A 20,140-nucleotide genomic window follows, 5' to 3' on the forward strand; every position below is an offset into this window, starting at 1 on the left:
TGGGAAATCGGGGACCGGCGCAAGGCCGATCTCCGATGCCCGACCAGCCTAGCCAGCGCCCCGGAGAAGACCTATCGGATTTATCCGAAAACTCCCCACCATCGCCTCAGAAAGCGCCCCCCATCACATCCCTGAGGCCATTTAGGAAACCCGTTCCGTGACCCTTGTCACGAAGTCAGCTGCGCTTCACACTATCGTCATCAACAGGGGCCCCTTCCACATGCGCACCTCGCTTCCACTGCAGCGTTCGACGCTGCTGAAGTTCTATTTCGCCGCCAGCTACGTGGTATTGATCGAGGAACTGGTCCGCGCATCGCTGAGTTGAGGATCGGCCAGCGATGCTTGCCGCTGCTGCCGGGACCGAACAGACTGTCGGTTTACGGCACGGAGCCGCGCCCATGAAAGTCCTGATGCTGATCCCGCTGCTGGCTCTGGCCGCGTGTGCCAGCCCGGAAAAACCAGTCACCCATGACGCCGCCACACCCGTGGTCGGTGGCGATCGCGATGCGCACGGTTGCATCGGTTCGGCCGGCTATCAGTGGTGCGAACGCAGCCAGCGCTGCGAGCGCCCGTGGGAACTGGCACAGGCGCAGGGCCTGGCCAACACCGCCGAAGCCATCGATGCCTACTGCGCCACCCCGGCGTCGCCGGCACGCAGGTAACGGGCCCACCAATGACCGACCTGACCCCGCTGCCCGCGCTGGCACCTGGCCGCTACCGCCACTTCAAAGGTGGCGAGTACGAAGTGATCGACATCGTCCGCAGCAGTGAGACGCTGCAGCCGATGGTTCTCTACCGCGCTCTGTATGGCGAGGGCGGTCTGTGGGTACGGCCCTATGCGATGTTCATTGAGCAGGTGCCCGGCGAGCACGGCCCGCAGGCGCGTTTCGCCCGCATCATCGACTGAGCGGTGCGGCTCACGCCGCGCGCACGGTATCGCCGGGCATGCTGAAGACCCCCTGCGAGACGGAACCCGCATGCGCCACACCCTGTTGATCGCCCTGTCGTTGGCCAGTACCCCGGTGCTGGGCGCGGAACCTCCCAGCTTCGATCGTCCCGGCATCGGCTTCGGCACCGACACGGTGCCGCGTGGCGACCTTGCCGTCGAACTGGGCCTGCCCAGCTATCAACGTGAGCGTGATCGCGACGGCCTGCGCACGACGACGCTGTCCAGCGACCTGCTGCTGCGCACCGGACTGGCTCCGGGCTGGGAACTGCAGTTGGCGTCCACGCCATGGCAGCGTCAGCGAGAACGTGGCCCCGACCTGCCGCGCACGCAGCAGCGCGGCGCCGGCGACAGCACCGTCGGACTGAAATGGGCAGGTCCCGGCAGTACCGAGCGCACGGCGTGGGCGCTGCTGGCCAGCGGGGTGATCGCGCGTGGCGATGCAGCCTTCAGCGACGGCCGCCAGTACGCGCTGGCCGCCAGCGTCGAGCACAGCTTCAACGACCGCTGGAGCGGCGCGCTGTATGGCAGTCATCAGCGTGGCGCCGGCCAGCGCAGCACCACCTGGTCGCCCAGCCTCTCGTTGAGCGTGACCGAGCGGCTTGGCACCTATCTCGAAGCCGGTTTCACCCACGCCAACCAGCAACCCGACGAGGCCATTGCCGGCGCAGGGCTGACCTGGATGCTGCGGCCGAACGTGCAGCTGGACGCCTCGTTCGACCTGGGCCTCAATGGAAACAGCCCCGACCTGCAGCTCGGCACCGGCATCGCGTTCTATCTGCAGTGAGCTCAAGACCTGATCGTGCGCGCCGGGCGCATCGCCCCCGCGCTACAATCATACCGTCCAGTCGGTTTCGTTCCCCCCATGACAGAATCCCCTCCCCGCTCCCGCCGCAAGGCGCCCGACAGCGTGCGCCAGGCACTGCTGCACGCGACCGCCCATACCCTTGGCCAGAATGGGCTGGCGGCCCTCACCGTGCAGGATGTCGCCGATGCCGCCGGTGTCAGCAAGGGCGCGCTGTTCCATCACTTCAGCAGCAAGCAGGACCTGATCGAGGCGACGCTGACCTCGCTCATCGCCGACTTCGAGGACAGAGTGCGTGCGGTGCTGCGACAGTCCCCGCGCCGCCATGGCGGCTTCAGCCGTGCCTATGTGCAGGTGAATTTCGAGCATCTGCTGCAGCAGGAGCAGATCAACGACATCGGGCTCACCATGGGCAACATGCTGGAGCCGGCGCTTCTGGTCTACTGGCGCACGTGGCTGCGCGGCATGCTCGCCGAGTTCCCGGATGAAGCCAGCGATCCGCGCCTGTACGCCGCGCGTTGCGTTGCCGATGGTTACTGGGCCACCGCCTATGGGCGGCCGCTGGACGAAAACGAGCGCCAGAATGCCCAGGCCATGGCCCTTGAGGCACTGAAGCTGTGCGAACCGGCATGAGGAGGAATTTGATGAACCCGTATGTCTACCTGGCCGGTGCGATCGTGCTGGAGGTGATCGCCACGTCCCTGCTCAAGGCATCCGAAGGCATGACCCGGCTCGGTCCCACGCTGGGCGCGCTCGCCGGTTACGGCGTGTGCTTCTACCTGCTGTCGCTGACGATGAAGTCGATTCCCACCGGCATTGCCTATGCGATCTGGTCCGGCGTCGGCATCGTGCTGATTTCGCTGATCGGCCTGCTGGTGTTCAAGCAGCGCCTGGACGCTCCGGCGCTGATCGGTATCGGCCTGATCTGTGCCGGCGTGCTGGTCATCAACCTGTTCTCGCACAGCAGCGCGCATTGAACGCGCTGCTGCACGAACACCCGGGCTAGGCGACCTTCTTGGCGACGGTCATGCCAAGCACGAACAGCACAACGGCAATGATGATGCCGGCCCAGAACAGGAACTTCGCGATGCCCACGGCAGCGCCGGCGATGCCGCCGAAACCCAGCGCACCGGCGATCAGGCCGATGATGGCGAAAATGATGGCCCACTTGATCATGTCGATCCTCTCCCTGGCGGGAATACTGAAGGTGGGATCAGGTTAGGTACGCCGCGATGCCACACGCGTGAACAGGTCGCAGGCGCGGCGTGAAACGAACCCGCTCAGCGCGGCCGGAAGCGCAGCAGCGCCACTGCGAAAGCGAGGAACACGCTGCCGACCAGGCGTTCGAACCAGCGTTGCGCAAATGGCTTTGCCAGCCAACGGCGCAGCCCATGTCCGCCTGCGGCATACATCACGTACCAGAACAGTTCGCAGGTGGCGAAGGTCGCCACCAGCACCGTGTACTGCACGGCCTGGCCACGCGCGGGGTCGACGAACTGCGGCAGGAACGCGGCGGCGAACAGCAGCAGCTTGGGATTGCTCAACCCCACCAGCAGGCCACCACGGAACACTGCCCAGGCACCGTGCACCGGCGCCAGCGCTGCTGCATCGACGTCTGTCGCCACCGGCGCCTGCCGGTAGCTGTCCCGCCACGCCTTGATGCCCAGCCAGGCCAGATAGGCCACACCCAGGTAACGCAGCACATCGAACAGCATCGGCGATGATCGCAGCACCGCGCTCAGGCCGGCTGCGGACGCCGCAAGCACCAGCAGCATCGCCAGCAGGCAACCGGCCATGGCCGGCACGCTGCGACGAAAGCCCAGGCCGACGCTGCGCCCCAGGATGTGCAGCATGTTCGGCCCCGGCGTGCCACATAGCACGAAGACTGTCGCCAGGAACCACCACCAGGTATGCAGGGCCATCACTTCGTCCACCGGAATAATCCCTGCAAGGATAGTGCGCAGCGGCTGTTACCACCATGCACAGTCCCGGGTCGATTCGACGGATACAGCGGCTGCGGCTCAGCCGCTGGCAACGCGCGACGCACGCAGTTCGGCCATCGCGATGCGCAGCACCCGCAGCGCCGAGCGCAGGAACACGACCAACAGCGCGACCGCGACCAGCAGGTCCGGCCAACCGGCACCGAACAGCGCCACCAGCCCCGCCGCCAGCACCACCGAAACGCCCTCGAAGATATCGTTGCGCGCGCATTCCCAGGCCGATGCCAGGTTCACGTCGTCATTGCGATACGGCGTCAGCAGCCACAGGCAGAAGCCATTCGCGGCCAGGTTCAGCAGCGCAGCCAGGCCCATGCTTTCGAACAGCGGAACCTGCGGATGCGCCAGCCGCCATCCGATCTGCACCGCAACTGCCACCGCCGCTGCCAGGATCAGCACGCCCTTGAACAAGGCAACCCGCGCCTTGGCCGCCACGCCGGCCCCCACCACCAGCAGGCTCAGCAGATAGGTCGCCGCATCGCCCAGGTTGTCCAGCGCACCGGAGAGCAACGAGGACGAATGGCTGTACCAGGACGCGCCGACCATCATCAGGAAGGTCGCCAGGTTGATCAGCAGGACGATCCACAGCACGCGCCGGTGGCGCGCCTGCATGGCCGCCACATCCAGCGTCTTGCCGCAGCCACAGCATTCGCCCATCGCCCTGCCCTCTGCCTGTCTTGGCCCATTATCGCGCCGATCAGGCGCGTCGGCAGCGGTTGCGACGGGCCAACCAACGATTGCGTGCGCCGGGCCAAGCCGGCACGCAGCATCCCGGCCTCTGATGTGCTGCAATGGCCCTTCCCCGGCACGGAGACACGCATGAAGACGCTTGGCCTGATCGGTGGCATGAGCTGGGAGAGTTCGGCGCAGTACTACCGCCTCATCAACGAAGAGGTACGCGCGCGGTTGGGCGGCGCGCATTCGGCGCAGTTGCTGATGTGGTCGGTGGATTTCGCCCGCATCAAGCAGCTGCAGCACGACGGCGACTGGGATGCCCTGGGCAACGAAATGGTCGATGCCGCACAGCGGCTGCAGGCCGGTGGCGCCGAACTGCTGCTGATCTGCACCAACACCATGCACAAGCTCGTTGCTGAGATCGAAGCGGCCTGCCCGCTGCCCTTGCTGCATATCGCCGACCCGACCGCCACGGCGATCGTGCAGGCCGGTCTGCAGCGCATCGGCCTGCTCGGCACCGCCTTCACCATGGAGGAAGACTTCTACCGTGGCCGCCTGGGCGAGCGCTTCGGCCTGGACGTACTGGTTCCGGAGGCCGATGACCGCCGCGATGTACACGCGATCATCTACGAGGAGTTGATCGCCGGGGTGGTCAACGAGCGATCACGGCAGATGTACGTCGAAGTGATTGAACGCCTGGTTGCCCGCGGTGCCCAGGCGATCATCCTCGGCTGTACCGAGATCATGCTGCTGGTACGCGCCGAAGACAGCCCGGTGCCGCTGTTCGACACCACGACCCTGCATGCGCGCGCGGCAGTGGACGCAGCGTTGGCGTAACCCACGGCGGGGTGCAGTCGAGCAGGCTCGACTACACGTCAGGCATCCGGTCACGCAGGCGATTCGGGCTGCACTTCCAACGAAGTGACCAACCATTCCACCACCGGTGGCGAATCGCACAGGAAGAACACGGCGTCGCCGCTGCGTGCTTCGGTCAGCATCCGGTAGACGCTGATCGCCACGCCCGATTGGCTGGCGATGAAAATCTCGCTGCTGCGCGGCCCATCGGCCTGGCGGGAAACCAGCCGTAAGGCATGGCGAGCCGCAACCGTATCTTCCGGCTCGGCTTCGCGGGTCAATTCCAGGCCACGCAGGCCCCAGGCAACAAAAACACGCTTGCCCTTGAACGTCGTGTCCAGGACCTGCACTTCGACCGCGCCCGTGCCGGCCGACCGATGAATGACGATACTGCTGATCAACGCAACCCCCTGTGGTCGTCGTGGTCCGCACATCCTTGTCCGCACCCGTGCCAGCAGCCACGGGCGAGGCCCGAAAGCCGCGTCCGAAAGCGCTGGAACGTGTAAAAAACTGTAAACCGATGCAATCGGATGTGCCCGGGATGATACGGGATGTAACGCCCTGCATGCGCCGCCGGACACTTATAAATCCGTCCTGAGCCAGCGCAGACCCCGGTCGTCGCAGAGCGCCGCACGTGCGCCATTCTTGCGTCCCATTCCCAATCCGAGGTTTCAATGAGCCTTCGTCTGCTGCTGCCCCTGGGCGGTTCTGCGCTTGCCCTGCTGCTGGCCGCAACCACCGTCTCGGCCCAGGATTACGACAGCGAATCGTCACCGCGCACGACCTGCGAATCACACTTCAACAAGACCCAACAATGCCCGTTCGAAGGACGCGCGCGACTGGCCCGGCAGCTGTCAGTGACGCGATGCGTGGAAGATGACAACTGGGGACAGCGCCGCGGCATGCTGTGGGTTACCGACGGCTGCCGCGCCGAATTCGTCGCCGAAGAGCGCGGGCGTGGCCGCTGGCCCGGGCGTGGGCGTGACCGTGATCGGGATGGCGAGCGCCTGGTCTGCGAATCCTACGAGAACAAGGAGAAACAGTGCCGCATCCGCGTCCGTCATGACGTGCGGCTGGTCAAGCAGAAATCGGTCACCACCTGCACCGAGGACCGCAACTGGGGCTGGGACCGACGCGGTGTATGGGTCAGCGACGGCTGCCGCGCCGAATTCCGCGTCTACTGAGTGCGATGGCTGCGGGCCCATCATCGCTAGAATGAAGCTCCCGCAGCAGGAAACACCGCATGGAACGCTGGTACTTGGCAACGATGATGTCCTTGCTGCTGCATCAGATCGATGCCGCGTTCTGGCAGGAGTGGCGGATGTTCCAGGTGCCCGGCGGCATCCAGGGATTCCTGCTGTTCAATCTGCTTGCCATCGGCCTACTGCTGCACGGTTACCGTCAGGTCGTGCTCGGCCTGGGCTCTGCGCGCCGCTACGCACTGCTATGCGGTGCGCTGGGTATCGGCACAGCCCTCATCCATGCAGGCTTCGCTGCGGCCGGTCGCGATGAATTCCACCTGCCGCTGTCGCTGCTCACGCTTCTGGCCTGCCTGGTCAGCGGCAGCGGTTTGCTGCGCAGCCGTCGGCGATGAACGTGCGGGCTCCAGCAGTTCGGATACGCGCGGCCGTGTGCACGGATCTTTCGGCACTGATCGCCCTGGACAGTGTTGCGGCCGGCGACCCACGGCGTGCCGTGCAGATCGGCCAGTGGCTGGCGGACGGCCACATGCACGTCGCCGAACTCGACGACACGCTGGCCGGCTACCGGGTCCAGCACCGGCACTTCTTCGGTGAAGCCTTCATCGAGATGCTGATGGTCGCCGCGCCACTGCGCGGACACGGCGTCGGCAGCGCGATGCTTCTGCATGCTACGTCGTGCAGCGCAGGCGCCAGGCTTTTCACCTCCACCAATCAATCCAACGCCAACATGCAGCGGCTGCTGGCAGCCGCTGGTTTCCATCAGTGCGGCATCGTGCACGGCCTCGACGAAGGCGATCCGGAGTTGATCTACCGCTTCGCCACTGACGATGTGAGGTAAGGCGCGACCWTCGCTTCAAGCAGCGCCATCAGCGCCGGATCCATGCAGCGATAGTCGTCGGGGATATCCAGGCAGTGCAGCGGCGTGTGTTGAAGCAGGCGGGCAAAATTCGCCTGCAGCCGATGCTGGTGCTTGGGCTCCATCACGAAGATGACATCAGCCCAGCGGATATCCGCTGGGCTGATGGGCCGGCGCGCATGCGGGCTGGTGCCTGCCGAGCGCGCACTGATACCTGGCCGGCGCTGCCACATCGCTTCAGCGGTGGGGCTGCGCAGCTGGTTGCGACTGCAGACAAACAACAGGTTCAACATTCCTGGTCCAGCAGTTGCCGCGGGCTGAGGACTGGATAGGTGAAACCCAGCTGGCGCGCCCGCAGCAGCTTGTCGCCGCGCGTATACATCAGCTTCCAGTTCTTTTCCGGCTTGAAGATCGACGGTGCTGCCGTGTGGTCGCCACCGTGGTGGCGCGACTGCGAGCGCCTCCAGGCGCGGTTCCTTTGCGTTTCCATGATCGTGTTCTCGTGAGTACCGGGTTCAGCAGCCGCGGTAGTACGAGTGCGCGCAGGATACAACGCCGCAACAAAAAAGCCCACGCATCGCTGCGCAGGCTTGTCTGTTACATCACAGTGGTCGGGACGGCCGGATTCGAACCGACGACCCTCTGCCCCCCAGGCAGATGCGCTACCAGGCTGCGCTACGCCCCGACTGATGCTGCGATGTGCCCGCCAGTGCGGCGGGCCGTGAAGTATAGCGGATTACGGCGGAAATGGGTCAGCGACGCAGCAGTTGCAGCACTTCTTCCAGTTCCATCCGCACCTGCTTGATGATCTGGTTGCTCAAGGCCGATTCCTCGCGCGCATCCGGACCATCCAGGCGCAGGCGCGCGCCACCGATGGTGTAGCCCTGTTCGTACAGCAGGCTGCGGATCTGCCGCACCATCAGCACGTCGTGGCGCTGGTAGTAACGACGGTTGCCACGGCGCTTGGCCGGCTCGAGGCTGGGAAACTCGGTTTCCCAGTAGCGCAGCACGTGCGGCTTGACGTCGCACAGTTCGCTGACTTCACCAATGGTGAAGTAGCGCTTGGCCGGAATCGGCGGAAGTTCGCGGTTACTGCCCGGATCCAGCATAAGCTTCCACCCTCTCCTTGAGCTTCTGGCCCGGACGGAAGGTAACCACCGTACGGGCGGAAATCGGAATTTCCTCGCCGGTCTTGGGGTTGCGACCCGGGCGCTGGTTCTTGCGCCGCAGGTCGAAATTGCCAAAGCCCGACAGCTTCACCTGACGTCCCTGTTCCAATGCTTCACGCAGCACATCGAAGAACGCGTCGACGAATTCCTTGGCTTCCCGCTTGTTCAGACCGACTTCGTCGAACAGCTTTTCCGCCATCTCCGCCTTGGTCAATGCCATTGCCTGCTACCCCCGAGTGCTGCCCGCTCAGCCGCGGATCCGGGCGTGGTGTTCACGCTCGATGGCAGTGACCGCCTCGGCCACTACCGCTTCCACGTCGCGGTCCGTCAGAGTGCGCGACTTGTCCTGCAAAATCAAGCCCATAGCGAGACTCTTGAATCCCGGCTCGACGCCCTGGCCGACATAGCGATCGAACAGGTTCAGCTCGCGCAGCAGCGGACCGGCAGCCTGGCGGATGGTCGCAGCCAGGTCACTCCAGGCCACCTGTTCAGGCACCAGGAAGGCCAGGTCGCGGCGCACTGCCGGGTAGCGCGACAGTTCACCGGCGCGCGGCAGCGCACGGGCCGACAGGGCCTCAAGATCCAGCTCGAAGGCGTACACGTCCACGTCGATGTCCATCGCCTTGGCCAGGCGCGGGTGGATCTGGCCGATCCAGCCGATCGCCACGCCGTCGCGGAACACCTCGGCCGAACGCACCGGATGACCGTAGCCGCGGGCGGACGGGCGGAACTCCAGGACCGCGCCACTGGCCGCAGCCAGCGATTCCAGGTCGCCCTTCAGGTCATGGAAATCGACCTTGCGGGTCGGCAGGCCCCACTGCACCGCCTGCGCTTCACCGCAGACCGCAGCAGCCACGCGCGAGGTTTCCAGCGGCGCCGGCTGGCCATCTCCGGCCTGCCGGGCGAACACCCGGCCGATCTCGAACAGGCGCACCCGGCCGAGCTGGCGGGCGGCGTTGCGGCCCAGCGTGGCGACCAGGCCCGGCAGCAGCGACGGGCGCATCACCGCCAGCTCGGCCGACAGCGGGTTGGCCAGCGGCACCAGGTTGTCGCGCAGCTGCCACTGGCTCAGCAGTGCGTCGTCGACGAAGGCGAAATTGACGGTTTCCTGCAGGTCGCGGGCAACCAGCTGGCGGCGAACGCTGAGCGTGTCCAGCTGGGTCTCGGTCGGCATCGCCACACGCGAAGCACCACCCGGCAGCGTGGTCGGGATCTGCTCGTAACCGTGGATCCGGGCCAGCTCCTCGATCAGGTCTTCTTCGATGGCGATGTCGAAGCGGCGGCTCGGCGCGGTGACCTGCCAGCCTTCGTCAGCGTCCACCACCTGCATGCCCAGCGCGCGCAGGATGCGCTCGACTTCGGCGTCTTCGATGGTGATGCCCAGCACGCGGGTGATGCGTGCGCGGCGCAGCAGGATCGTGGCCGGCTGCGGCAGGTCGGCCGCATGTACCGCCTCGGTCACCGGCGCCGGGGCACCGCCGGCCAGGTCCAGCACCAGGCGGGTGGCGTATTCGATGGCAGTACGCGGCAGCGCCGGGTCGACGCCACGCTCGAAGCGGTGGCCCGCATCGGTGTGCAGGCCCAGCTTGCGGCCGCGGCCCATGATCGCGGCCGGCGCGAAGTGCGCCGCTTCCAGGAATACAGCGGTGGTGGCATCGGTGACGCGCGTATCGAAGCCGCCCATCAGGCCGGCCAGGCCGACCGCGCGGTCAGCATCGGTAACCACCAGGAAGCTGTCGTCCAGCGCAGCGTCACGGCCATCCAGCAGCTTCAGGCTTTCATCGGCGCGCGAACGACGCACACCGATCGTGCCCTGCAGGGTGCCGAGATCGTAGGCGTGCATCGGCTGGCCCAGCTCAAGCATCACGTACTGGGTGATATCGACCAGCAGCGATACCGGGCGCACACCACTGCGGCGCAGGCGCTCGGCCATCCACAACGGGGTCTTCGCCGCGGCGTTGACACCTTCGATGACACGACCAAGATAGCGCGGCGCTTCGGCACCGGCGTCGAGCTGGATCGCCAGCTCACGGCTGCCACGGGCGGCGATCGGCTCTGCGATGAAATCCAGTACTTCGCTGCGCGTCGCTGCAGCAACGTCATAAGCGATGCCGCGGATGCTGAAGCAGTCGGCGCGGTTGGGAGTCAGCTTGATCTCGATGCTGGCGTCCGGCAGGCCGAGGTACTCCACCAGAGACTGGCCGACCGGCGCGTCGTCCGGCAGTTCCAGCAGACCGGAGGCATCGTTGTCCAGGCCCAGCTCCTTGGCCGAGCAGAGCATGCCGTTGGATTCGACGCCGCGCAGCTTGGCCGGCTTGATCTTCAACTCACCGATCTGCGCACCGACCATCGCCAGCGGCGCGACCAGGCCTGGGCGAGCATTCGGCGCACCACAGACGATCTGCAGCAGCTCAGCCTGCCCCGCATCAACCTTGCACACCTGCAGGCGGTCGGCTTCGGGATGGCGCTCGGCTTCGACGATACGCGCGACGACCACGTGCTGCAGGCCATCGCCAAGCGCGGTCACGTCTTCCACCTCCAGGCCGATGGCGGTCAGCACCGCGCTGAGCTCATCGCGCGAGGCAGTGGTCGGGACGTGGCTGCGCAGCCAGTTTTCGGAGAATTTCATGGGGTCACCCTGGTGGGCCCGGCGCATGCGCCTGGGCTTCGGATTCAAGTGCAGCCGGGCATGGCCCGGCTCTACTGGTTGTGGCTTACGCGAACTGCTTCAGGAAGCGCACGTCGTTCTCGAAGAACGCGCGCAGGTCGTTGACGCCGTAGCGCAGCATCGCAAAACGCTCCACGCCCAGGCCGAAGGCAAAACCGGTGTAGCGCTCCGGATCGATGCCAACGTTGCGCAGCACGTTCGGGTGGACCATGCCGCAGCCGAGCACTTCCAGCCAGCGGGTGCTGCCATCGGGTTGCTGCCAGGCGATGTCCACTTCCGCGCCGGGTTCGACGAACGGGAAGTAGCTGGGGCGGAAACGCATCTCGAAATCRCGCTCGAAGAACGCACGCACGAACTCGGACAGCGTGCCCTTCAGATCGGCGAACGTGGAGTGCTCATCCACCAGCAGGCCTTCGACCTGGTGGAACATCGGCGAATGGGTCTGGTCGCTGTCGCTGCGGTAGACCTTGCCGGCGGCGATCATGCGCAGCGGCGGCTGGTGTTCGCCCATGTAGCGCACCTGCACACCGGAGGTATGCGTGCGCAGCAGCCGGCCGTCACCGAAGTAGAAGGTGTCATGCATGGCGCGCGCCGGATGGTGCGGCGGGAAGTTCAGCGCCTCGAAGTTGTGCCAGTCGTCCTCGATCTCCGGCCCTTCGGACAACTCGTAGCCCAGCCGGCCGAAGATGCCGGTGATGCGCTCGAGGGTACGGGTGATCGGGTGCAGGCCGGCGCGTTCGCCACTGCGGCCCGGCAGCGTGATGTCGATCGCCTCGGCAGCCAGGCGCGCATCGAGCGCAGCATCTTCCAGCACCGCCTTGCGTTCGCCCAGCGCGCTGCTCAGCGCGTCGCGGGCCTGGTTGATGGCCTCACCGGCCGCCTTGCGTTCGTCGGCCGGCAGCGCACCGAGCTGCTTGAGCTGCGAGGTGATGCTGCCGCTCTTGCCAAGCAGGGCCACGCGCAGCTGTTCCAGCGCGTCCGGGCTCTGCGCGGCGGCCACGTCGGCCAGCGCCTGGGAAGTGAGGGATTGGATGTCGCTCATGGGTAGCCGGAACTCCAGTCGGTCTGCCATCGCGATGCGCGAAGGGCCGCGCCGTCGCAACCGCTTGCCGGTCGCCCGCCATCTGCACGGCTGCGCCCGGCACAAAAAAGAATGGGGAAGGACTTGCGCCCTTCCCCATGCATTGCCTCAACCTGACACCGTTCTCCGTGAACGGCAACGGCATCGGGAAGGACTTATGCCGCCAGTGCGCCCTTGGCCTTTTCGGCCAGTGCAGCAAAGCCAGCTGCGTCGTGCACGGCGATGTCAGCCAGAACCTTGCGGTCCAGGGTGATGCCAGCCTTCAGCAGGCCGTTCATGAAACGGCTGTAGCTCAGGCCGTTGATGCGGGCAGCCGCGTTGATGCGGGTGATCCACAGCGAACGGAAGTTGCGCTTCTTCTGCTTACGGCCGATGTAGGCGTACTGCTGTGCCTTGATGACCGCCTGCTTGGCGACGCGGAAGACCTTGCGACGGGCATTGTAGTAGCCCTTCGCCAGATCAAGGATTTTCTTGTGGCGGCGACGCGCCTGTACGCCACGCTTTACTCGTGCCATGTATCAGTCCTCAGAGGTAGGGAAGCATGCGGTCCAGACGGCCTGCGTCTTCTGCGCGGACGTGATTCGTCTGACGCAGGTTACGCTTACGCTTGGTCGCTTTCTTCGTGAGGATGTGGCTACGGTTGGCGTGGCCGCACTTGTACTTGCCCGAGGCGGTCTTGCGGAAACGCTTGGCCGCTGCCCGGTTGGTCTTGATCTTGGGCATTGCAATGTCCTTGATGGGATATGACCCTGGTTTCTGACTGATCTGGCGGCGGCCTGGGCCGCTCTTTCCGTCCTGCCATGATCGGCGTACGACCCGTCCTGGGTGGGTCGAGCCGGGCATGATACAGGCAAATCCGCCCTGTAACCAGCCCCCACACCGTTTTCACACCGAGACCGGCCCTGCCCGCCCCGGAAAAGCAAAAGGACGCCAGCGGCGCCCCTTCACCTTGATCCATTCAGCCGCCAGGCGCCCCGCGAGGCAGCCCGTCAGGCCTCAGGTCTTCTTCTTCGGCGCGATCATCATCACCATCTGACGCCCTTCCAGGCGCGGACGGGATTCGATGACGATGTCCTCGCCCAGATCACCCTCGATCCGGCTGGCCATCTCGCGACCCAGTTCCTGGTGGCTCATTTCACGGCCACGGAAACGGATGTTGACCTTGATCTTGTCGCCTTCTTCAAGGAAACCGCGCATCTTGCGCAGCTTGATCTGGTAGTCGCCCTCGTCCGTGACCGGACGGAACTTCACTTCCTTGATCTCGACCTGCTTGGTCTTCTTCTTGGCCTCGCTGGCCTTCTTCTGGGCTTCGAACTTGAACTTGCCGAAGTCCATGATCTTGCACACCGGCGGGTCTGCCTGCGGCTGGATCTCGACCAGGTCCAGACCTTCATCTTCGGCCATGGACAACGCTTCGTCTCGCGTCAACACGCCGATCATTTCTCCGTCACTGCCGATCACGCGGACGCGCGGCACACGGATTTCCTGATTCTTGCGGTTCTGTTTGTTGTCAGGGGTACTGATATTGCGATCTCCCAAGGGTGTCGAACCCGGCCCGGGCGCCAATGCGCACGGGCCGGACCTTTGTTTACGCGCCCTCGGCCTGGAGCCGCTCGGTGAAGGCCTGAAGGCTCATGCTGCCGAGATCTTCGCCAGAACGCGTACGCACCGCCACAGCGCCGTTTTCCTTCTCGCGGTCACCAATGACCAGCAGGTACGGCACGCGCTGCAGCGTGTGCTCGCGAATCTTATAGCCGATCTTCTCGTTACGCAAATCGGCGCTGACGCGGAAGCCTTGATCCGCAAGGCTTTTGGTCACCGCAGAGACGTATTCAGCCTGCGCATCGGTGATATTGGCCACCACCACCTGGGTCGGCGCCAGCCAGGCCGGGAACTGGCCGGCGTGGTGCTCGATCAGGATGCCCAAGAAACGCTCCATCGAGCCGACGATGGCCCGGTGCAGCATCACCGGATGCTTCTTCTGGCTGTTTTCGTCCACGTATTCAGCGCCCAGACGGCCGGGCATCATGAAATCGACCTGCATGGTGCCCAGCTGCCAGGTGCGGCCGATGGCGTCCTTCAGGTGGTACTCGATCTTCGGGCCGTAGAAGGCGCCCTCGCCCGGCAGCTCCTGCCATTCCACCCCGCAGCTGGACAGCGCCGAGCGCAGCGCGCCCTCTGCCTTGTCCCAGGTGGCGTCATCGCCCAGGCGCGATTCGGGGCGCAGCGCAATCTTGACCTGGATCTCCTCGAAGCCGAAGTGCTGGTACACCGCCAGCGCCTGCTGGTGGAACGCGGTCACTTCCGCCTCGACCTGGTCTTCGGTGCAGAACACGTGACCGTCGTCCTGGGTGAAGCCACGTACGCGCAGGATGCCGTGCAGCGCGCCGGAGGGCTCGTTGCGGTGGCAGGCGCCAAACTCACCGTAGCGGATCGGCAGATCGCGGTAGCTGTGCAGCCCCTGGTTGAACACCTGCACGTGACCCGGGCAGTTCATCGGCTTCAGCGCGTAAGTACGCTTCTCCGACTCGGTGAAGAACATCGCGTCCTGGTAGTTGTCCCAGTGGCCCGATTTCTGCCACAGCGACACGTCCAGGATCTGCGGGCAGCGCACTTCGCCGTAGCCGGTGCTGCGGTACACCTTGCGCATGTACTGCTCGACCACCTGCCACAGCGCCCAGCCCTTCGGGTGCCAGAACACCAGGCCCGGGGCCTCTTCCTGCAGGTGGAACAGGTCCTGCTGCTTGCCGATGCGACGGTGGTCGCGCATCTCCGCTTCTTCGATGCGCTTGATGTACGCATCGAGCTGCTTCTTGTCGGCCCAGGCGGTGCCGTAGACGCGCTGCAGCTGCTCGTTCTGCGCGTCGCCGCGCCAATAGGCGCCGGAAATGCGGGTCAGCTTGAAGGCCTTCAGGAAGCGCGTGTTGGGCACGTGCGGGCCGCGGCACATGTCCACGTATTCCTGGTGGTAGTACATGCCCATCGCCTGGATGTCAGGCGACATGTCTTCGATCAGGCGCAGCTTGTAGTCCTCGCCACGGGCCTTGAAGATCTCGATGACTTCCGCGCGCGGCGTCACTTTCTTGATGACGTCGTAGTCCTGCGCGATCAGCTCGCCCATGCGCTTTTCGATCGCCGCCATGTCTTCGGGGGTGAACGGACGCTCGGAGTAGATGTCGTAATAGAAGCCCTCGGCGATCACCGGGCCGATCACCATCTTCACGTCCGGATAGAGCTGCTTGACCGCGTGGCCGACCAGGTGGGYGCTGGAGTGGCGGATGATTTCCACGCCCTCCTCGTCCTTGGCGGTGATGATGCGCAGGGACGCATCGTGGTCGATGACATCACTGGCATCGACCAGCACGCCATCCACCGAACCGGCGATGGTGGCCTTGGCCAGGCCGGCGCCGATCGACTGGGCGACGTCCATGACGCTGACGGGGTTTTCGAATTCGCGGCGGCTGCCGTCGGGAAGGGTAATCGTGATCATTGCAATGGCTTCATGCGGGGCCCGTCGTGGCGGGCTGGAAAGCGCTCCCGGGCTGTCGTCCGGGCAATAAAAAAGCGCCGCGAGGGCGCCTGGAATGCAGGGCCTTCGGGGCAGGTCAACAGTGGGCGGTGGTAGTGCTCATGTCGCACGCTCGGCCGGCGCAGTGCGCGGGCCACCTTGGTTCCAGGATGTGGTTGCCCGTGATCTTAAACCAGCGGCGGACAAAGCCCAAGCGGTGCCTGAATGGCGCTGGCTGGCGGCGTGAAAACGCAATGATTACCATGTCCGCGCAGCCCGCCCCGTGCCGGCCTGCCCGCTTCCCCCCAGGATCCTGCAATGCGCCACCCGCCCCGACCGGCGCCTGCCGGTCCCGCCCGTGCCCCGCGTTCACCGGCCGTATGCCGGGCCCGGAGCCCCCGATGATTACCGTTGGCCTGTCGACCCTGGGCTTCTGCAGCCTCGGCATGCTGTCGGCGATGTTCTCCGCGCTGGCCTTCTATGCCGCCTCCCCGCACTGCCGCTGGCCACGCCTGCGCCGTGCCGGGCGCCTGGGCCGGCAGATCGGCCTGGTCGCTGCAGTCGCTGCGCTGTGGCTGTGGATGGCCGAACTGGGCTTTGCCGCCGGCTTGGTGGCGATGCTGTGCACCTGGATGCTGGCCGCCATGCTGCTGCCGGCACTGGCCGCGTGGCACCGCCCCGATGTGGAGCCGCGCTGATGTGGTCGCGCGCACTGGCCGGCATCTTCGCCGGCTTCTTCCTTGCCGCTGCGGCGACCGGCCTGGTCGCATGGCTGCCGCCGGGGCCCTGGCAGAAAGCCCTGGTGCCGAGCCTGATCGCGTTCGTCCCGTTGTGGATGCTGGCCGCGCTGTGGGCCTTCAGTTTCCGCAGCCCGTTGCGCGCCTGGCTGACCCTGGCCGGTTGCGCGGCCCTTGGCTTCGCCGTACTCGGCCTGCTGCGCCTGGCCGGCGCAGTGCAATGAGATCGACCGCATGAAATTCAGTTCACAGACCTTGCGCACGTTCACCACCCTGCACACCTGGGTCGGCCTGGTCGCCGGCTTCGGGCTGTTCGTGGCGTTCTATGCCGGCGCACTGACCCTGTTCCACCACGACCTCCCGCTGTGGCAGACGCCTGGCGCGGCAACCGCATTGCCGGCCGGCCTGGATGACGCCCAGTACCTGCTCGACGATGTTCTGGCCACGCATGCGGAAGCGCGTCGCCACGTCGGCATGACCTTCCCGGGCGCCGATCATCCCCAGCCGCTGGCCTACTGGCAGGCCGAAGATGGCAGCTGGCGCTATGCATGGCCGGGACAGACCGGCGGCAGTCCGACGCCACCGCAGACCGGGCTGGCCGAACTGGTCAACGAACTGCATTACAGCCTGGGCCTGCCGGTGGCCGGGATCTACGTGATGGGCATCGTCAGCCTGCTGTACGGCATGGCCCTGCTCAGCGGGCTGGTGATCCACCTGCCCAAGCTGCTGGGCGATCTGTTCGCGCTGCGCCCGGGCCGCAATCTCAAGCAGCAGTGGCAGGACGCGCACAACGTGATCGGCGTGCTCAGCCTGCCGTTCCACCTGATGTTCGCGGTGACCGGCGCCCTGCTCTGCCTGGTGTTCATGCAGATGGCGGTACTCGATCCCCTGATCTACGACGGCAAGGCGCTGCAGGCGGTACCGACGGCGATGGATACCGCGCCGCTGCGCGAAGCCAGTGGCATCCCTGCCGCGCCGGGCAGCCTGCGCGAACTGCACGCACGGGCGCTGGAAGTGGCCCGCGCGCAGGGTGTGGCAAATTTCGAACCGGCCTACCTGAAACTGGCCAATGGCGGTGATGCCAACGCGACCATCGAAATCACCGGCGAGGCCAGCGGCACGCTTGGCCCGCTCGGCGCCGTCGCGCTGGATGTCGAAAGCGGCCGCGTGCTGGCCAGCCAGCTGCCCGGTCAACGCGATGCCAACCACGCCACGCTCAGTGCCGCCTATGCCCTCCATTTCGGCGAATTCGGCAACGGCGTGGTGGTCTGGCTGTACTTCCTGCTGGGCCTCGGCGGCGCCTTCCTGTTCTATTCGGGCAACCTGCTGTGGATCGAGTCGCGTCGCAAGCGCCGTCAGCCGCAGCAGTCGCGCGCGGCCGTCAACATGGCGCGGGCCACGGTGGGCGTCTGCATCGGCCTGTGCGTGGCGATCTCGGTGGCCTTCGTGGCCGCGCTGGTGCTGGAGCGGGTAGCGCCTGCCCAGGTCGACCACGGCATCCGCTGGGCCTGCTTCATGACCTGGGCGGCGTGTGCGCTGTGGGCAGCCCTGCGCCGCCCGGCACAGGCAGCGCGCGAACTGCTGTGGGCTGCGGCGATCAGCACCGCGCTGGTGCCGGTGGCGCACGGCGCCCTCAACGGTGACTGGCTGTGGTTGGCCGCCGCACGCGGCCACTGGCCGTTGTTCTGGATCGATGCGATGGCACTGGCGATGGCCTTTGGCTTTGCCCGTCTGGCGTATGCGAGCCAGCGGCGGGCCCGCAACGGTGACCCCAACAGCGTGTGGGCGAACTGACCAAGCATGCTCGCAGCACGCGGGTTTACATGGGTTCCACGTAGCGGGCCACTTCGATCAGATTCCCATCCGGATCACGGAAGTACACCGACTCGATTGGCCCAAGCGCTCCGGTACGCGGCACCGGTCCTTCTTCAATCGTTACCTGCTGGGCCTGCAGGTGGGCCAGCACCGCCTGTACGCCCAGCTGGGTGATCAGGCACAGATCGGCGCTGCCACGGGTCGGCAGCAGCGCGTGGGGCTGCAACGGCGCGCTGGCCGGGTGCAGGTTGATCTTCTGCTGGCCGAACTGCAGGGCGACGCGGCCGGCGCCGAAGCGCACGACGTCCATGCCCAGCACGCGCTGGTAGAAGTCGCAGCTGCGGTCGATGTCGGCAACGGTAAGAACCAAGTGGTCCAGGCGGTCGATGATGATCATGCACGCAGCTTAGCGCTGCGTGCGTGGCGCCGATGTGCGGTTTCGGGCCACAGCGTTTGCCCGTCACCGCCGGACCGGCCCCCGACCGGAAATGTTGAACCGGTCAGTCGCCGACGCGGGCCTTCTGCCATGGAGCGAGCATGGCGTTGAGCAGGCTGGCCTGCTCATCGTCACCGGTCAGCTCCCACATGAAGACACCGGCCAGGCCCTGCTCGCGCGCGAACTGCGCACGCAGGCCGATGGAGCGCGGATCCTCGTAGCTGATGAAGATCTTCTGCGCCGGGTTGTACAGCCACGGGCTCTGCGCCTGCGGCTGCCAATGCTTCGTCCAACCCGGCTGGTCGAGATAGCGCGCCTTGATCACCCGCCAGTCACCGGCATCGGCCGGCGCGCTGTAGGCCTGGTACAGGCCGTCCGCCGACTCGCCGGTGACCTTGAAGCCGCGCCCGTAGAACGGCACGCCCAGCACCAGCTTGCCCGCCGGCACGCCATGCTCGCGGTAGTACTGCACGGCACCGGCCACGTTGTTCCAGCGCCGCAGCTCCGGCGCCAGCGGGTCGGCTGGCACTTCATGCAGGGGGGCATTGAAGGTCGACACCGACGAGAAGCCGGTGCCCATGTCGTAGCTCATCAGGTTGATGAAATCGAACACCTTGGCCAACGCGGGCAGATCGTAGCTGGCGGCGGGGTCGTAGGGCCCATCGGTCTGCAGACGGCCAGCGGCCAGCGCGGCGGTCAGCAGCATCGGCTGCCCCGCCTTTCTGCCGCGGGCATCCAGCGCCAGCCGGAAGGCCTGCGCAAGCTTGGTCAGGTTGGCACGGTCCTGCGGGCGGTGCTCCAGCTCCTTCGGGCCACCGCTGACCGGGAACTCCCAGTCGATGTCCACGCCATCGAAGCTGCCGGCATGACGCTCGAAGAACAACGCCATGCACGAATCAACCAGGCGCCTGCGGCTGGCATCGGTCAGCGCAGCGTCGGAGAATCCGCCCGCGCCCCAGCCCCCGATCGAAATCAACGTGCGCAGATGCGGATGCCTGCGCTTGAGCTCGGCCAACGCGGCGAAGTTGGCTGGCGCCTCGGCACCGATCGCACAGCGTCCGTCCTCGATGGTGGAAAACGCATAGAACAGATGGGTGAGTCGTTCGGCCGGGATGCTCGATACCGGATAGCGCTCGGCGGAACCGCCGGGATAGTACGCACCGAAGATCGGCGGTTGCGCCGGTTGCGCCTGCGCGGCAATGGGCAGCGTGCCGGCGATCAGCACTGCAAGTACAGCCAAGGTCTGGCGGAACATGGAAACTCCCGGGTCGAAGGCGCCGCCACGTTAGCAAACAGATCGGCCCGTGGTGCGGATGTCCGTGCATGTCGTCCGCTGGACAGTGGTGTGCCGCTGGAAGCTGACACGGTCGTGGCTGCACAACGTCGAAAG

General features: G+C 65.9%; 28 protein-coding genes and 1 tRNA gene. 12 read left to right on the forward strand and 17 right to left on the reverse strand.

Features of this window, described 5'->3' with window-relative positions; translation table 11 throughout:
• Window positions 1-398: 398 nt before the first annotated feature.
• The 5 genes from AB4Y98_RS07165 to AB4Y98_RS07185 all read left to right on the forward strand — a co-directional run bounded on the left by AB4Y98_RS07165 (window position 399) and on the right by AB4Y98_RS07185 (window position 2,728).
• Window positions 399-662 (forward strand): hypothetical protein, encoded by a 264-nt coding sequence (locus AB4Y98_RS07165; protein WP_033831612.1) that lies wholly within the window; start codon window positions 399-401, stop codon window positions 660-662.
• Between the two features lie 11 nt (window positions 663-673).
• Window positions 674-907, forward strand: a complete 234-nt coding sequence (locus AB4Y98_RS07170; RefSeq protein WP_442244068.1) for a DUF1653 domain-containing protein — start codon at window positions 674-676, stop codon at window positions 905-907.
• Between the two features lie 70 nt (window positions 908-977).
• Window positions 978-1,733 carry a transporter gene (locus AB4Y98_RS07175; RefSeq protein WP_312786690.1) on the forward strand — a complete coding sequence of 252 codons (756 nt, stop codon included), beginning with the start codon at window positions 978-980 and terminating at the stop codon, window positions 1,731-1,733.
• Window positions 1,734-1,811: 78 nt separating this feature from the next.
• Entirely contained in the window at window positions 1,812-2,384 is a 573-nt protein-coding gene (locus tag AB4Y98_RS07180) for a TetR/AcrR family transcriptional regulator (RefSeq protein ID WP_134832865.1), read from the forward strand.
• Window positions 2,385-2,395: 11 nt separating this feature from the next.
• Window positions 2,396-2,728 carry an SMR family transporter gene (locus AB4Y98_RS07185; protein ID WP_025876322.1) on the forward strand — a complete coding sequence of 111 codons (333 nt, stop codon included), beginning with the start codon at window positions 2,396-2,398 and terminating at the stop codon, window positions 2,726-2,728.
• A 25-nt stretch (window positions 2,729-2,753) separates the two neighbouring features.
• Here the strand turns inward: AB4Y98_RS07185 and AB4Y98_RS07190 are convergent, their stop codons facing one another.
• The 3 genes from AB4Y98_RS07190 to AB4Y98_RS07200 all read right to left on the reverse strand — a co-directional run bounded on the left by AB4Y98_RS07190 (window position 2,754) and on the right by AB4Y98_RS07200 (window position 4,405).
• Window positions 2,754-2,927, reverse strand: coding sequence for a DUF1328 domain-containing protein (locus tag AB4Y98_RS07190; RefSeq protein ID WP_025876319.1), 174 nt, complete (start codon window positions 2,925-2,927; stop codon window positions 2,754-2,756).
• Window positions 2,928-3,031: 104 nt separating this feature from the next.
• The gene (locus AB4Y98_RS07195; RefSeq protein ID WP_032978625.1) at window positions 3,032-3,673 is read right to left on the reverse strand and encodes a LysE family translocator; all 642 of its coding nucleotides are present in this window, start codon (window positions 3,671-3,673) and stop codon (window positions 3,032-3,034) included.
• Window positions 3,674-3,772: 99 nt separating this feature from the next.
• Complete coding sequence (locus AB4Y98_RS07200; protein ID WP_363732489.1) at window positions 3,773-4,405, reverse strand: cation transporter; 633 nt, start codon at window positions 4,403-4,405, stop codon at window positions 3,773-3,775.
• Window positions 4,406-4,567: 162 nt separating this feature from the next.
• Between AB4Y98_RS07200 and AB4Y98_RS07205 the strand changes: the two genes are divergently transcribed.
• Window positions 4,568-5,260, forward strand: a complete 693-nt coding sequence (locus AB4Y98_RS07205) for an aspartate/glutamate racemase family protein (protein WP_312786688.1) — start codon at window positions 4,568-4,570, stop codon at window positions 5,258-5,260.
• 50 nt (window positions 5,261-5,310) lie between these two features.
• On the opposite strand, the gene AB4Y98_RS07210 is transcribed toward AB4Y98_RS07205, so the two are convergent.
• A complete protein-coding gene (locus AB4Y98_RS07210; RefSeq protein WP_312786687.1) occupies window positions 5,311-5,679 on the reverse strand; it encodes a hypothetical protein in 369 nt (122 codons plus the stop codon).
• Between the two features lie 273 nt (window positions 5,680-5,952).
• Between AB4Y98_RS07210 and AB4Y98_RS07215 the strand changes: the two genes are divergently transcribed.
• From AB4Y98_RS07215 to AB4Y98_RS07225, 3 genes are read left to right on the forward strand one after another with little or no spacing between them, the layout of a single operon-like run.
• Window positions 5,953-6,462, forward strand: a complete 510-nt coding sequence (locus AB4Y98_RS07215) for a DUF3011 domain-containing protein (RefSeq protein ID WP_059064696.1) — start codon at window positions 5,953-5,955, stop codon at window positions 6,460-6,462.
• Window positions 6,463-6,521: 59 nt separating this feature from the next.
• Window positions 6,522-6,872 carry a DUF6713 family protein gene (locus tag AB4Y98_RS07220; RefSeq protein WP_442244069.1) on the forward strand — a complete coding sequence of 117 codons (351 nt, stop codon included), beginning with the start codon at window positions 6,522-6,524 and terminating at the stop codon, window positions 6,870-6,872.
• Window positions 6,869-7,318 (forward strand): GNAT family N-acetyltransferase, encoded by a 450-nt coding sequence (locus tag AB4Y98_RS07225; RefSeq protein WP_442244070.1) that lies wholly within the window; start codon window positions 6,869-6,871, stop codon window positions 7,316-7,318. The genes AB4Y98_RS07220 and AB4Y98_RS07225 overlap by 4 nt, the downstream gene beginning before the upstream one ends.
• On the opposite strand, the gene AB4Y98_RS07230 is transcribed toward AB4Y98_RS07225, so the two are convergent.
• The 11 genes from AB4Y98_RS07230 to thrS all read right to left on the reverse strand — a co-directional run bounded on the left by AB4Y98_RS07230 (window position 7,288) and on the right by thrS (window position 15,744).
• Entirely contained in the window at window positions 7,288-7,629 is a 342-nt protein-coding gene (locus AB4Y98_RS07230; protein ID WP_442244071.1) for a low molecular weight protein tyrosine phosphatase family protein, read from the reverse strand. The two genes, AB4Y98_RS07225 and AB4Y98_RS07230, sit on opposite strands and share 31 nt — an antisense overlap.
• Window positions 7,623-7,826 (reverse strand): hypothetical protein, encoded by a 204-nt coding sequence (locus AB4Y98_RS07235; protein ID WP_312786683.1) that lies wholly within the window; start codon window positions 7,824-7,826, stop codon window positions 7,623-7,625. Before AB4Y98_RS07235 ends, AB4Y98_RS07230 begins: the two co-directional genes overlap by 7 nt.
• Window positions 7,827-7,944: 118 nt before the next feature.
• Window positions 7,945-8,021, reverse strand: a tRNA-Pro gene (locus AB4Y98_RS07240).
• 67 nt (window positions 8,022-8,088) lie between these two features.
• On the reverse strand, window positions 8,089-8,445 hold the full coding sequence (locus AB4Y98_RS07245; protein ID WP_005410431.1) for a MerR family transcriptional regulator: 357 nt from the start codon (window positions 8,443-8,445) through the stop codon (window positions 8,089-8,091).
• Window positions 8,426-8,725: an integration host factor subunit alpha gene (locus AB4Y98_RS07250; protein WP_005410432.1), complete on the reverse strand. Its 300-nt coding sequence runs from the start codon at window positions 8,723-8,725 to the stop codon at window positions 8,426-8,428. Before AB4Y98_RS07250 ends, AB4Y98_RS07245 begins: the two co-directional genes overlap by 20 nt.
• A 27-nt stretch (window positions 8,726-8,752) precedes the next feature.
• Complete coding sequence (gene pheT, locus AB4Y98_RS07255) at window positions 8,753-11,134, reverse strand: phenylalanine--tRNA ligase subunit beta (RefSeq protein ID WP_428705125.1); 2,382 nt, start codon at window positions 11,132-11,134, stop codon at window positions 8,753-8,755.
• Between the two features lie 85 nt (window positions 11,135-11,219).
• The gene (pheS, locus tag AB4Y98_RS07260; protein ID WP_089236281.1) at window positions 11,220-12,215 is read right to left on the reverse strand and encodes a phenylalanine--tRNA ligase subunit alpha; all 996 of its coding nucleotides are present in this window, start codon (window positions 12,213-12,215) and stop codon (window positions 11,220-11,222) included.
• 194 nt (window positions 12,216-12,409) lie between these two features.
• A complete protein-coding gene (gene rplT / locus AB4Y98_RS07265; protein WP_005410435.1) occupies window positions 12,410-12,769 on the reverse strand; it encodes a 50S ribosomal protein L20 in 360 nt (119 codons plus the stop codon).
• A gap of 10 nt (window positions 12,770-12,779) precedes the next feature.
• Window positions 12,780-12,977 (reverse strand): 50S ribosomal protein L35, encoded by a 198-nt coding sequence (gene rpmI, locus AB4Y98_RS07270; RefSeq protein WP_002811096.1) that lies wholly within the window; start codon window positions 12,975-12,977, stop codon window positions 12,780-12,782.
• Between the two features lie 273 nt (window positions 12,978-13,250).
• Entirely contained in the window at window positions 13,251-13,793 is a 543-nt protein-coding gene (infC, locus tag AB4Y98_RS07275; protein ID WP_089236282.1) for a translation initiation factor IF-3, read from the reverse strand.
• Between the two features lie 49 nt (window positions 13,794-13,842).
• Window positions 13,843-15,744, reverse strand: a complete 1,902-nt coding sequence (gene thrS, locus AB4Y98_RS07280) for a threonine--tRNA ligase (protein ID WP_442244072.1) — start codon at window positions 15,742-15,744, stop codon at window positions 13,843-13,845.
• 419 nt (window positions 15,745-16,163) lie between these two features.
• On the opposite strand from thrS, the gene AB4Y98_RS07285 reads away from it, so the two are divergent.
• The 3 genes from AB4Y98_RS07285 to AB4Y98_RS07295 are packed head-to-tail and all read left to right on the forward strand — an operon-like array spanning window position 16,164 to window position 18,293.
• Window positions 16,164-16,460, forward strand: a complete 297-nt coding sequence (locus AB4Y98_RS07285; protein WP_025876254.1) for a hypothetical protein — start codon at window positions 16,164-16,166, stop codon at window positions 16,458-16,460.
• Window positions 16,460-16,723, forward strand: a complete 264-nt coding sequence (locus AB4Y98_RS07290; RefSeq protein WP_025876252.1) for a hypothetical protein — start codon at window positions 16,460-16,462, stop codon at window positions 16,721-16,723. Before AB4Y98_RS07285 ends, AB4Y98_RS07290 begins: the two co-directional genes overlap by 1 nt.
• A gap of 10 nt (window positions 16,724-16,733) precedes the next feature.
• The gene (locus AB4Y98_RS07295; RefSeq protein WP_223495899.1) at window positions 16,734-18,293 is read left to right on the forward strand and encodes a PepSY-associated TM helix domain-containing protein; all 1,560 of its coding nucleotides are present in this window, start codon (window positions 16,734-16,736) and stop codon (window positions 18,291-18,293) included.
• Between the two features lie 25 nt (window positions 18,294-18,318).
• On the opposite strand, the gene AB4Y98_RS07300 is transcribed toward AB4Y98_RS07295, so the two are convergent.
• Together AB4Y98_RS07300 and AB4Y98_RS07305 are read right to left on the reverse strand one after the other, a co-directional pair.
• Window positions 18,319-18,711: a VOC family protein gene (locus AB4Y98_RS07300; protein WP_223495901.1), complete on the reverse strand. Its 393-nt coding sequence runs from the start codon at window positions 18,709-18,711 to the stop codon at window positions 18,319-18,321.
• Between the two features lie 103 nt (window positions 18,712-18,814).
• A complete protein-coding gene (locus AB4Y98_RS07305) occupies window positions 18,815-20,005 on the reverse strand; it encodes a glycoside hydrolase family 18 protein (protein WP_312111594.1) in 1,191 nt (396 codons plus the stop codon).
• Window positions 20,006-20,140: the final 135 nt, after the last annotated feature.

Origin of the sequence: Stenotrophomonas sp. 2YAF26 (assembly GCF_052114625.1) — a bacterium.
Taxonomy (GTDB): domain Bacteria; phylum Pseudomonadota; class Gammaproteobacteria; order Xanthomonadales; family Xanthomonadaceae; genus Stenotrophomonas; species Stenotrophomonas indicatrix.